This is a genomic window from Cryobacterium sp. Y11 (genome assembly GCF_002929535.1).
Lineage (GTDB): Bacteria > Actinomycetota > Actinomycetes > Actinomycetales > Microbacteriaceae > Cryobacterium.
On sequence record NZ_PJJO01000057.1, the window covers coordinates 131,864 to 144,110 of the forward strand.

Here is a 12,247-nt window from a genome sequence, read left to right on the forward strand (position 1 = left end):
CCTGAGCGAGATAGGGGCGGGAACAAACCGAGTGCATCGTCGTTGCCGCGAAAAATGCCCTGAGTTAACTCTGAAGAGAGTGAGACTCTGAAAGAGTGAGAACTGTGGAAAGAACGACAGCTCCGCTCTTGAGTGGACACTGTAGCACTCCTTGATGCCCATTTGATACAAGCTCAGAAATGGGCAGGAATGCAGGGCGGGACACGAAAAGGCCGCCTCCGGGGAGACGGCCTTCGTGTGCGATTTTGCGATTGTCAGTGCGTGCGGAACCGAGCGGTCATCGGGCAGTCGAACGGGTCGCGAGCGGCCAGTCCGACCTTGTTGAGGTAGGCGATGACAATGCCGTAGCTCTCAAAGACGCCGGTCTCGGTGTACTTCACATCGTGCGACTGGCAGTATTCCTTGGCGATCACCTGCGCCTTACGCAGGTGCGGGCGGGCCATGTTCGGAAACAGGTGGTGCTCGATCTGATAGTTGAGCCCGCCCATGTAGTGGTCGATGAAGCTTCCACCGCGAATGTTACGGCTGGTCAGCACCTGGCGGCGTAGAAAATCGACCCGGCTTTCGGCCGGAAGCTGTGGCATCCCCTTGTGGTTAGGCGCGAAGGTCGCTCCCATGTAGACCCCGAATACGGCCATTTGCACGCCAACGAAAGCGAACGCCATGCCGAGTGGCAGAAAATAAAAAATTACGGCGAAGTAGAGCGCGAGACGCGTCACGAGCATGCTGATTTCGACCCAGCGTTCGCTGACCTTGTTCTTACCGAAGACGGTCTTGAAACCCTGGACGTGCAGGTTGATGCCTTCGAACATGAGCAGTGGGAAGAATAGGTAGCCCTGCTTGCGGGTGACGAAGGAACTGAGCCAGCTGACCTGCTTGGCGTCATTCTCGGTGAACACGATGAAGTCGGGTTCGATATCGGGGTCTTTTCCGATGACGTTCGGCTGGGCGTGGTGACGACTGTGCTTGGTCATCCACCAGGCGTAGCTGATGCCGACGAACAGGTTGGCGAGAATACGGCCGGCCCGGTCGTTGGCCTTGCCGGAGGTAAACACGGCGCGGTGCGAGGCTTCGTGGGCCAGAAAAGCGAACTGGGTGAAGAGCAAGCCGAGAGCTGCGGCGATGATGAGCTGGTACCAGGTGTCACCGAGCAGAATGAAGCCGGCAGCGGCACCGCCGGTGGCGACGACGAGGATGGAGAAAACCATCCAATAGAAACCGGTGCGCCGTCCGAGGAGGCCCAGATTGCGCACGGTGTGCAACAGTGCCGAATATTCGGTTGTGGGATTTTTGGTGTCTCCACCCGGCCGGGTCCTGATGATGCGGACCGATGGTGCGGCTGTTATTTCCGACATGAGGCCTTCCTGAGTCTGAAATTCTCAGTGTGCGGGACTTCTCAGTCGGGACGTGAGCAATTACTCGTGAAGCAGATAGCCGCCAGTCTACGTTCGTCGGGGCCCAATCCGCGCCTCATTCACACAGCATTCTCAGTGATTATATGCCAAAAATGGAATGTATCTGACCGATTTATCTCCAACTTGGCATCCAAATATGGGCCTGCCAAAATGCGAACGGTGTCTGCATTCCAGTCCACACAGGGAAGAAAAATGCGGTGACCAGCAGCGCTACGGCCAGGTAGATGACAATAACGTTCAGGGTGTTTACCCGCTGACGAGGGTCAATTTCAGATAACTGCGAATGTGCTGAACGTCGACGTGTGGGTCGCGCCTGGTCCGGAATTCGGTGCAGAAGCAGCCCAATGACGAAGGTGAGCCCGAGCAGCAGGTACGGCTCGAAAGCAATCGTGTAGAACTGAAAAACCGTGCGGTTCAGGTACATCAGCCACGGCAGGTACCCGGCGACCATACCCATCAGGATGAATCCGACCCGCCACTCCCGATACCGGGCCAGGCGGTAGACGAGATAAAACAGCGCTGCCGTGGCAGCCCACCAGATGAGCGGATTGCCGACCGAGGTGATGGCTTCCGAACAGCTCTGAAACTGGCAGCCGAATTCGCCATCGCTGGATCCCTGGTAATACATGCTGGTCGGTCGAATCATGAACAGCCAGGTCAGCGGGTTTGCCTGGTAGGGATGCGGCGTGGCGAGGCCGACATGGTACGTATACGCGGCGGCCTGATAATGCCAGAAGCTCTGCAGGGTGTGTGGAACCCAGGCCAGCGGGCCGGTCCAGGCGGCTCCCGCCCCATCGGACCAGTCGCGGTAGTATCCGCCGCGCGTAACGAACCATCCAGTCCAAGACGCCAGAAACGTGGCGACGGCGATGGGAACCAGAAGCAGAAATGTGACCGGGGCTTGTTTCAGGATGGCGGCACTGAGCCAGAACGAGACTCCATTTCGGCGCCGGGCCAGTGCATCGACGACAACCAGGTAGATGCCGAACGCGGCCAGAAAATACAGTCCTGACCATTTCACCGAGCTGGTCAGTCCGAAGGCGAGGCCGGCGGCGAGTAGCCATGGTCGCCACCACAGCGCCGGGCCCCAGCCCGGCGCCGGTGTGTCGGCTGTGGCGCCCGCTCGCCGATCGGCCAGTCGAACGGCGAGCCGCGTCGCGTGCCAGTCTCTGTCCATCAACACAGCGCCGAAGCCGAGAAGCGCGAAGAACATCACGAAGTTGTCCAGCAGCGCGACGCGGCTCAGCACGATCGCGTGGCCGTCGATGGCGAACAGAAAACCGGCGATCACCGCCAGGAGGCGGGACTGAAAAAGCTTGCGGGCGATGAGCATAATCAGCACCACGGCGAGTACCCCGGCCACAGCGGTCGCCAGTCGCCAGCCCCATGAATTGCCGGGGCCGAGCAGATTCATGCCGAGCGCGATGAGCCATTTGCCGAGCGGGGGATGCACCACGAACGAGGGATCCGCCGTGAAAATATTGGTATGCCCGGATTCGAACAATGGATTGGCGTCTGCGGGCCAGGTGGACTCGTATCCGTTGTTGAACAGGGTCCAGGCGTCCTTCACATAGAAGGTCTCGTCGAAGACGAGCGCGTGCGGCACTCCGAGGTTCCACAGACGTAACACAGCGGCCAGCAGGACCACGGCGAGGGGCGCGCCCCAATTCATCCAGCGACTAGTTGCCAGCACCTGACCATCGTAGTGACTGAGCATCGCCAGAACGCCCGGCTGCGCCTGCGAGACTTACAGCATGATCATTCTTGCTGCCACCCCGATCGGAAACCTCGGCGATGCTTCCCGGCGCCTGATCGAGACCCTCGACACCATTACCATCGTGGCCGCCGAGGACACCCGCGTCACCGTGCACCTGCTCAAGGCCCTCGGCATCGAGAACCGGCCGAGGCTCATCGCCCTGCACGACCACAACGAACGTGGCAAGGCCGCCGAGCTGGTCGAACTGGCCCGCGAGGTCGACATTCTCGTGCTGAGCGACGCCGGCATGCCCACCGTCTCCGATCCTGGCTTTCATCTCGTGGATGCCGCGGTGGCGGCCGGCGTGCAGGTCACCGCCCTGCCGGGGCCATCGGCCGTACTGACCGCACTCGCCGTCTCCGGGCTGCCGACCGACCGGTTCACGTTCGAGGGATTCTTGCCGCGCAAGCACGGCGAACGAGTCAAACTGCTGCGCGACTTGAGCGCCGAGCGCCGCACCATGGTGTTCTTCGAATCCCCCAACCGCCTGGCCGATTCGCTCCTTGACCTCGCCGCAACCTTCGGCGCAGACCGTCGCGTTGTGGTCTGCCGGGAACTGACCAAATTCTTCGAGGAGGTCAAGCGTGGCACGGCGAGCGAACTGGCCGAGTGGGCGGCTGCGGGGGTGCGCGGCGAGATCTGTATCGTCGTTGCGGGCGCCGACGTGCGGGTTCTCGACCTGGCCATGGGGGTGGCCGAGGTGCTCGAGCTGGTGGCCGGCGGCATCCGCTTGAAAGATGCCGCCGCCGATGTTGCGGCGGCCAGCGGATTGGGTAAGCGCGAGCTGTATGAGCATGCGCTACAGGCCAAGACGGGCGCTTCGGCGCCGAAACCCGACCGGTCAGCCTTTCCGTTGGGTTAGATGAGGGCGTACGAGAACGGATGCTGCGCATAAGATGAACGCATGTCCGCAGGCTCTTTTTACATCACCACGCCCATTTTCTACGTGAATGATGTGCCGCACATCGGGCACGCCTACACCGAGGTGGCGGCCGACGTGCTCGCACGCTGGCACCGGCAGTCGGGCGATGACGCCTGGCTGCTCACCGGAACCGACGAACACGGCCAGAAGATTTTGCGCACCGCGACCGCCAACGGCGTCACTCCCAAGGAATGGGCCGACCGCCTGGTCGAGACCGCGTGGAAGCCGCTCCTAGCGACCGTCAACATCGCCAACGACGACTTCATTCGCACGACCGATGAACGCCACGAGGTGAACGCGCAGAAGTTTCTGCAGCATCTGCACGATGAGGGTCACATCTATACCGGCGAGTATGAGGGCTACTACTGCGTCGGCTGCGAGGAATACAAGCAGACCACCGACCTCGTCGATGGTACCGGGGAGTATGCCGGCCAGCTCGTCTGTGCGATCCACTCCAAACCAGTCGAGCTGCTGCACGAGAAGAACTACTTCTTCAAGATGAGTGCCTTCGCCGACCGACTGCTTGCCCTCTACGAAGAGAATCCCAACTTTGTGCAGCCGGAGGCGGCCCGCAACGAGGTCATGTCCTTCGTCAAGCGGGGCCTGTCCGACTTGTCGATCTCGCGGTCGAGCTTCGACTGGGGCATCAAGGTTCCGTGGGACGAGACGCACGTCGTCTACGTCTGGTTCGACGCGTTGCTCAACTACATCACCGCGGCCGGTTACGGCCAGAACGATGAGGAATTCGCCAGCCGCTGGCCGGCCACCCACATCGTCGGCAAGGACATTCTGCGTTTTCACGCCGTCATCTGGCCAGCCATGCTCATGGCCGCCGGCATCGAGGTGCCCAAGCAAGTCTTCGGCCACGGCTGGTTACTGGTTGGCGGCGAAAAGATGAGCAAGTCCAAGCTCACCGGCATTGCCCCGAGCCAAATTACCGACACCTTCGGCTCCGACGCCTTTCGCTACTACTTCATGCGAGCCATCAGCTTCGGCCAGGACGGCTCGTTCAGCTGGGAAGACCTCTCAGCCCGGTACCAGTCCGAACTGGCTAACGGTTTTGGCAACCTCGCCTCCCGCGTGATCGCCATGGTCGTGCGCTACTGCGACGGCACGGTGCCCGCAGCCGGTGAACTCACGGCCGACGACCTCGCGATTGCGGCGACCGAAAAGCGGGTAACGGATGCCGCCGGTGCGTTCATCGAGACCCTCGCCATCCACGACGCCCTCACCAGCGTGTGGGAACTCGTCGACGAGCTCAACGGCTACATCACCCTGCAAGAGCCGTGGGCCCTGGCCAAGAACCCGGAAACCAGGGCGCGCCTGGAGAGCGTGCTGCACACCGCCGTGCGCGGTCTCGGTACCCTCACCGTGCTGCTCTCCCCGGTCATTCCCATCGCCACCGGCAAGCTGTGGACCGCCCTCGGTGGCGACGGTGCCCTGACCGACCAGCGCCTCGATCGAGCCTCGGAGTGGACCGGCGGCGCCCAGGTCAGCCCGCTTGAACCGCTGTTCCCGCGCATCGAATCGATCGTGGAGCCGACCGATGCCTCATGAATTGCCCGGGCTTTCCGGCGGCGTCGACGGATACGGCAGTGCCATTCGCCGCCGCGAAAACACTACGCGCCGCGACCTGAGCTACCCGCCGTTGCCCGAGCCGCTCACGATTTCTGTCTACGACAACCACACCCATCTCGAAATCGCCGATGGCGAGCATCCGCTCAGCTATCGGGAACAGCTCGACCGCGCATCGAGCGTTGGCGTGCGAGGCGTGATCCAGGTTGGTGGCGACGTGGAAACGTCACGCTGGTCGGCCGCAGCCGCCCTGATCGAGCCGCGCATGCTCGCCGCCGTTGCCATCCACCCCAACGAGGCACCAGCACTGGAAGAAGCCGGCACCCTCGATGACGCCCTTGCCGTGATCCACGAACTCGCCGGTCAGCCGCGCGTGGTTGCGATCGGCGAAACCGGTCTAGATTTCTTTCGCACCCCAGAAGAAGGCCGCGCCGCCCAGTTTCGTTCCTTCGAAGCGCACATTCGCATCGCCAAGGAGCACAACCTCGCCATGCAGATTCACGACCGTGACGCCCATGAAGCCGTGATCGAGACCCTGCTGAGGGTTGGTGCCCCCGAGCGCACCGTCTTTCACTGCTTCTCGGGCGACGCCGACATGGCCCGGCTGTGCGCCGCGCAGGGCTGGTACATGTCTTTCGCCGGCAATGTCACGTTCAAAAACGCCGGCAACCTGCGGGAAGCTTTGTCCGCAGCCCCGCGCAACCTGCTGCTGGTTGAAACGGATGCTCCCTTTCTCACCCCGCTGCCCTACCGCGGCCGGCCCAATGCACCGTACCTGCTGCCCAACACGTTGCGCGGCATGGCTGCCCACCTTGAAACGGATGTCTCCCTGCTCGCCGCTCAAATTACCGCGAACACGGAGCTGGTCTACGGCCGTTGGGACGCCGAGCCCGTCACCGCAGCCTTTGCCGATCAGAATGAGGATCAGAATCCCGATCGAGCCCCGCTCGGCGGCCTGGCATGACCGGCCGTCACTCCCCGGAGCACATCCCCACCGAGCCGCAGGAGCCGCCAGCGGCGGCCACACCCGATCCCGACAACGACCGCAACCCGGTGGTCGAAATCTCGACAGGCTCGATCCACAGCGTGAATATCGAGGCCGCTATTTTGACGCCGCCGCAATCAACTCACCCGGCCATCCCGGAAAAGCCCACCAAAACCCTCCTCGGCCCGGCCGAGATTCGCGACCTCGCCGAGATGCTCGGCGTCAACCCCACCAAAAAGCTCGGCCAGAACTTCGTCATCGACGGCAACACCGTGCGGCGCATCGTTAAGGTCGCCACCGTAGCGCAAGGTGACACCGTTGTCGAGGTCGGTCCCGGCCTCGGCTCACTCACCCTCGGCATGCTCGAAATTGGCGCGGCTGTCGTAGCCGTCGAGATTGACGACCGCCTGGCCGAGCAGCTTCCGCTGACCGTCGAGCTGATGCAGCCGGGCGCGCAGCTTACCGTGATCCGCGCGGACGCCCTGAAAATTACCGAGCTGCCCGGAGACCCCACCAGGCTTGTCGCGAACCTGCCCTACAACGTCTCGGTGCCGGTGTTGCTCTACCTGCTGGAGCACTTCGCATCCATTCGTGCCGGTGTTGTCATGGTGCAGGCGGAGGTTGGTGAGCGTCTCGCCGCCCCGCCCGGCAACAAGGTTTACGGAAGCCCGAGCGTCAAGGCCGCCTGGTATGGCGACTTTCGCACCGCCGGCAAGGTAAGCCGTCAGGTGTTCTGGCCGGTACCCAATGTCGATTCGATCCTGATCGCCTTTGAGCGCCGTGTGGCTCCGTTGGAATCCGAAGAACTGCGTCTCAAGACCTTCGCGCTTGTCGACGCGGCCTTTCAACAGCGTCGCAAGATGCTGCGGCAGTCGCTCTCTGTTGTTCTCGGAGACTCGACGGCGGCATCCACTGTCATGACGGCCGCCGGAATCGACCCGACCACGCGCGGCGAGCAGCTGACCGTGCACGACTTTCTCGCCATTGCCCGTGTCTGGACCGAGAACTAGAAAGCTCTCGCGAAACGGTGGTGTCCTCGAACGTGGCCGCCGCGTCGATAGCGGCCAAGCGGCTGGGCTAGGTTTAAGGCATGACGATGACCGCCGGTGCCCCTGTTGTGCACGCGCGGGCCCCCGGCAAAATCAATGTCTTTCTCAAGGTCGGTGCCGTCATGGAGGACGGCTACCACGACCTCGCGACCGCCTATCAGGCCGTCTCACTGTTTGAAGAGGTGCGTGCCACCCCGGCCACCGACTTCTCCGTCGAGTTCAGCGGCAGCATCGACTCATCGGGCCTCGCCACCGGCGGAACCAACCTCGCCATCAAGGCAGCTCGGGCCCTCGCCCGCAAGGCCGGCTTCCGCGGCGGCGTGCACCTCGAGATCGAAAAAAACGTGCCGATCGCCGGGGGAATGGGCGGCGGGTCGGCCGACGCCGCGGCCACCCTGCTCGCCTGTGATGCGCTCTGGGGCACCACCGCCACCAAGGATGAACTGCTCGCCATCGCGGCAACGCTCGGCGCCGATGTGCCGTTCTCCTTCACCGGCGGAACCGCCATCGGCACCGGCCGCGGCGACCAGCTCAGCCCGGCCCTGGCCAAGGGCAAGTTTCAGTGGGTCCTCACCCTGGCGGACTTTGGTATGTCCACGCCCGGTGTCTATCAGGAACTCGATCGGCACCGCGACCGCCACGCGCAAGATATTTTCCCGGCCCAGCATCAGCCCTCTGTCGACGCAAATGTGCTGCAGGCGCTGCGGGCCGGCGACCCGCATATGCTCGCCGACGTGCTGCACAACGACCTGCAGGCTCCCGCACTGCACCTCGCGCCGGGCCTCGGCAAGGTATTGCAGCTTGGCGAAGAGAACGGCGCCCTCGCCGGCATCCTCTCTGGCTCTGGCCCAACGGTCGCATTTTTGGTAGCGGATGCCGACAGCGCGCTCGAATTGCAGGTCGCGCTCTCCGCCTCTCGCCTCCGCGTCGTGCGGGCTACCGGCCCGGTACACGGTGCCCGCCTGATCAACGACTAACGGGGCTTTGGCGCAGCACTCTGAGTTGTGTCTCGATGTGGGGGAGCTGTGAAGCTCCGGTCGGGGCGGATGGAGCCAAGACGGCTGTGCCACTAAGGCGGATGACCCGTCTCGGTGGTTTGTTCGACGCCGGTCTGGCCGCCGAACCGGCAGGGGTCTGCCATGAAACGACGTATACGTCGTCACTTCAGGTGATGTACAACAGTTTGCGCCCAATAAGCGGGCGCGTCACCTGCACGTAATCTCCCATTCACAATCGCCGTGTTTTGTATGCAGAGAAGGCACACGCCTGGGCTCGGCGTCTAACTGAAAGGCGTCGGAGGGGAACCCGCCCAGCGAAGGGAACACGAGACAGCTGACAGCGTCACTTTTTGTAAAGAATCTGCACGGCGAAACATTGATGAATGACATGGGAATGGGCATTACGTGGTGAACAAGGTTTCAAAGAAGGCTCCTCTAGCTCTAGCGCTGTTGGCAGTGCTTGGCTTGGTTGGCTGTGCTGGAGGTGCCCAGGCTGTGCCCGGGGGCGATGAGCCGATCGAACTTGAGTTCGTAACGTGGCAATTGGAGGAAGCGGGAATCCAGGATTGGTGGACTGCCGTGATTGATGAGTTTGAATCCGAACACGACGGCGTCACGATCGTTCCACGCCACGTCGATGGAAACGACATGGCAGAGTTTGTGACGACCCGTTTTGCGGCCGACTCGGCACCGGCAATACTCCATCTACCCACCGAAGTGTTTGCCGTCTTTGCGGAAGAGGGGTGGCTTGAGGAACTGGATTCCCGTTTAGCCGACACCGACATTCCACAGACCTGGCCGGAGACGCAGTCTCTTATGGAATGGGACGGCACTACTCAAGGCCTGATGGTCTTCGGATACTCGGTTCAACTTTTCTATAACGAGCAGCTGCTCGAAGAGGCCGGGCAAAGTGTACCGACGACATCGGAAGAACTGGTGGCCGTGGCTAAAGCTCTCACCGAAGGTGACGTTTATGGCTATGGAAGCGTGACGACCCAGCATCGGGATCTGTTTCGCCAGGCTTCTTCCTATGTGGTCGGCTTCGGTGGAGCGTGGGCGAAAGATGGGGAATACCAATTCACGTCCACGGAGGTCGTGGCAGCGCTCGAGAACTACCGCGAGGTGTCCAAATTCTCACCACAAGGCATCAGTAGCGACCAGAAACGCGAACTATTCTTCCAGGGCAAGGTCGCGATGATGCTGGATGGTCCATTCAACATTCCCGCGTTGGCCGATGCTGCGCCCGAGGTGAAGGACTACGTGAAGGTAGCTCGATCACCGTTCGATGCGATCAGCTACTACCCAGCAAATGGATTGCACATTCCGTCGACGGGCACAGACCGAGAGAAAGACCTTGCGTGGGACTTCCTCGAACTGAGCGCATCCGCAGAGATGCAGGATTTGTTCGTTGAGCTATACCAGTCCCCGGCCGCTCGCGCCGGTGCCGGGAGCGAGGCGGAGGTCTCGCCACTGCTCGAGGAGTTCATCACCGGATCCGCCGAATCTGTCGGGATCATCCCCAGCTCCGCCAGCATCCGGGCGAACTTCGGAACCTTCGATCGCCTGGTTCAAGATGGACTGATGGAGATGTTGACCAGCGATCGCAGCATTAGTGACATCTTTGCGGATGTCGAGGAGCGCTTGCTGAGCGAAGACATCCAGCCTTAGCGCCAGAAGGGGAGTGTCGCGCGATGCCTACTGGCGCCGCGACGCTCCCTCGAGCCTATTTCCTGCGACTAATGCATCTTGGAGTACCAGTGAGTTCCATCGCCCAACGGGCAGTCAAGTTCAGCCGGTCGAAGCCGTTCATGGGGTATGTCTTTTTACTCCCCGCCATTTTACTCGCGCTTCTCCTTTTTGTTTATCCGATCTACCTGGTCACCAGTATCAGCCTGCGTGACATCGATGTGGTGAGCCTCAGCCGGTTGGAGTCGGCACCACTTACTCAGGAGAACTATGTACAGATGATTATCGGCGCCGATATCGGCACCACGATCTGGCGCTCGGTGCTCTACATGGTCGGTGTTTCCGTCCCCTCCTTCTTGATCGGGCTGGGCGCCGCACTCCTGTTCAACAAGAAGTTTCGTGGCAACAGGCTTCTGCGCACCCTCACGTTGATTCCCTGGGCGGTTCCGGGCGTAGTGGCTGGTGCCGCATTCCTGTGGATGCTCGATGGTTCGTACGGAATCATCAACTATGCGCTGGCCAGCGTCGGGCTGATCACCGAATATGTGCCGTGGCTCTCCCGGCCCGAAACGGCACTGATCGGCGTCATCGTGCCGACGGTATGGACGCAGTTTCCCTTCTACACCCTCGTCCTACTCGCCTCGCTACAGAATGTACCGGTAGAGCTCTACGAAGCGGCCGGGATGGACGGCGCAAACGCCTTCCAGCGTTTTCGGCATATCACCTGGCCGGCCATCCGCAGCAGTGCATCTCTAGCACTGCTTCTCGGTGCGCTGACAGCTTTCAGGGAATTCGACTTGATCTACTCGCTTACCCGCGGCGGCCCAATTGGTGCCACCGAGACTCTTGCAGTTCGCATTTACAACGAGTTCTTCGTCTACTTCGACGGTGGCGTGGCCGGGGCTATCGCCATATTAACCATGATCGCGTGTGCCCTCGGCGTTGGCGTGCTCTATCCCTACGTCAAGAAGGAGTTCTTTTGATCCCGACACTGGCCTACCCCGGTATCCGGCGTCAGCGTCGCCGTTGGCAGCCGAAGTCCATAGTGCTACTGGGCGCGGCCATTGTCGTTGCTGCAATGGCCATTTTTCCGCTCTACTGGATGTTTCTCACTTCGGTGACGCCGATGGGGGCTTTGCTCACCAAGCAGCCCACTCTGTTCCCACAGTTAGAACTACTCAGCATCGATGCCTATGTGTCTGCATTCACAGACAAGGACGTACTGCGATGGTTCGGCAACTCGGTTATGGTCACCGTCGGCTCCTCAGCTCTGGCAATGGTGGTCTCCCTGATGGCCGGCTACAGCCTATCGAGGCTCCCGTCACGCGGGCAAGGTGCCACGGGGTATGCACTATTGCTGACGCGCATCATCCCGGGAACCGTGCTGGTATTGCCACTCTTCATCATGTTCAACAGCATTGGACTGACCGACGGCCTGCTCGCGCTGGTTCTGGCCAACGCCACCATTATTGTGCCGTTTGCTGCTTGGCTGATGAAGGGATTTTTTGACGGGATCCCGTACGAACTCGAGGAAGCGGCAATGATCGATGGTTGTTCCCGCTTTCAGGCAGTCTGCAAAATCGTGCTGCCCTTGACGGCCCCAGGGCTTGCAGCCACCGCGCTCTATGCCACTATGACGGCCTGGGGAGACTTCCTCTTTGCTCGCACACTCATCGACAGCACCGACCTCTGGACTCTGACCGTGGGCCTGTCAACCTTCATGAATGAGAACGGCACCGACTGGAGCGGCTTGATGGCGGTAGGCCTGCTGTCTGTGCTACCGCTGGTTGTTTTGTTCTTCGTCTTGCAGCCCTTCTTCGTCGGCGGCCTGGCAAGTGGAGGGGTCAAGGGATGACGCAGC

Annotated in this window: 10 protein-coding genes; 8 read left to right on the plus strand and 2 right to left on the minus strand. The window is 61.5% G+C overall.

The genetic code is table 11. The features are described from left to right. Positions 1–254 precede the first annotated feature (254 nt). Positions 255–1,355 (minus strand): acyl-CoA desaturase, encoded by a 1,101-nt coding sequence (locus CXY75_RS11275; RefSeq protein ID WP_104082914.1) that lies wholly within the window; start codon positions 1,353–1,355, stop codon positions 255–257. Positions 1,356–1,527: 172 nt separating this feature from the next. After that, positions 1,528–3,108: a dolichyl-phosphate-mannose--protein mannosyltransferase gene (locus tag CXY75_RS11280; protein WP_233201850.1), complete on the minus strand. Its 1,581-nt coding sequence runs from the start codon at positions 3,106–3,108 to the stop codon at positions 1,528–1,530. A 61-nt stretch (positions 3,109–3,169) separates the two neighbouring features. On the opposite strand from CXY75_RS11280, the gene rsmI reads away from it, so the two are divergent. The 8 genes from rsmI (at position 3,170) to CXY75_RS11320 (ending at position 12,241) form a co-directional block, all read left to right on the plus strand. Further along, complete coding sequence (gene rsmI, locus CXY75_RS11285; protein WP_104082916.1) at positions 3,170–4,033, plus strand: 16S rRNA (cytidine(1402)-2'-O)-methyltransferase; 864 nt, start codon at positions 3,170–3,172, stop codon at positions 4,031–4,033. 42 nt (positions 4,034–4,075) lie between these two features. Beyond that, entirely contained in the window at positions 4,076–5,650 is a 1,575-nt protein-coding gene (gene metG / locus CXY75_RS11290) for a methionine--tRNA ligase (protein ID WP_104082917.1), read from the plus strand. Continuing rightward, a complete protein-coding gene (locus tag CXY75_RS11295) occupies positions 5,640–6,632 on the plus strand; it encodes a TatD family hydrolase (protein WP_104082918.1) in 993 nt (330 codons plus the stop codon). The genes metG and CXY75_RS11295 overlap by 11 nt, the downstream gene beginning before the upstream one ends. Before the next feature lie 233 nt (positions 6,633–6,865). Next, the gene (gene rsmA / locus CXY75_RS11300) at positions 6,866–7,663 is read left to right on the plus strand and encodes a 16S rRNA (adenine(1518)-N(6)/adenine(1519)-N(6))-dimethyltransferase RsmA (protein ID WP_233201863.1); all 798 of its coding nucleotides are present in this window, start codon (positions 6,866–6,868) and stop codon (positions 7,661–7,663) included. Positions 7,664–7,743: 80 nt separating this feature from the next. Then, positions 7,744–8,679, plus strand: coding sequence for a 4-(cytidine 5'-diphospho)-2-C-methyl-D-erythritol kinase (locus CXY75_RS11305; protein ID WP_104082920.1), 936 nt, complete (start codon positions 7,744–7,746; stop codon positions 8,677–8,679). Positions 8,680–9,105: 426 nt separating this feature from the next. Further along, positions 9,106–10,368 (plus strand): ABC transporter substrate-binding protein, encoded by a 1,263-nt coding sequence (locus tag CXY75_RS11310; protein ID WP_104082921.1) that lies wholly within the window; start codon positions 9,106–9,108, stop codon positions 10,366–10,368. An 89-nt stretch (positions 10,369–10,457) separates the two neighbouring features. Further along, positions 10,458–11,369 carry a carbohydrate ABC transporter permease gene (locus tag CXY75_RS11315; protein ID WP_158251187.1) on the plus strand — a complete coding sequence of 304 codons (912 nt, stop codon included), beginning with the start codon at positions 10,458–10,460 and terminating at the stop codon, positions 11,367–11,369. Then, on the plus strand, positions 11,366–12,241 hold the full coding sequence (locus CXY75_RS11320; RefSeq protein ID WP_146069452.1) for a carbohydrate ABC transporter permease: 876 nt from the start codon (positions 11,366–11,368) through the stop codon (positions 12,239–12,241). Before CXY75_RS11315 ends, CXY75_RS11320 begins: the two co-directional genes overlap by 4 nt. Positions 12,242–12,247 lie beyond the last annotated feature (6 nt).

Coding starts and splice junctions, on each gene's coding strand:
- CXY75_RS11275 (WP_104082914.1), bottom strand. CDS start 1,355: ATGTCGGAAATAACAGCCGCACCATCGGTCCGCATCATCAGGACCCGG.
- rsmI (WP_104082916.1), top strand. CDS start 3,170: ATGATCATTCTTGCTGCCACCCCGATCGGAAACCTCGGCGATGCTTCC.
- metG (WP_104082917.1), top strand. CDS start 4,076: ATGTCCGCAGGCTCTTTTTACATCACCACGCCCATTTTCTACGTGAAT.
- CXY75_RS11295 (WP_104082918.1), top strand. CDS start 5,640: ATGCCTCATGAATTGCCCGGGCTTTCCGGCGGCGTCGACGGATACGGC.
- rsmA (WP_233201863.1), top strand. CDS start 6,866: ATGCTCGGCGTCAACCCCACCAAAAAGCTCGGCCAGAACTTCGTCATC.
- CXY75_RS11305 (WP_104082920.1), top strand. CDS start 7,744: ATGACGATGACCGCCGGTGCCCCTGTTGTGCACGCGCGGGCCCCCGGC.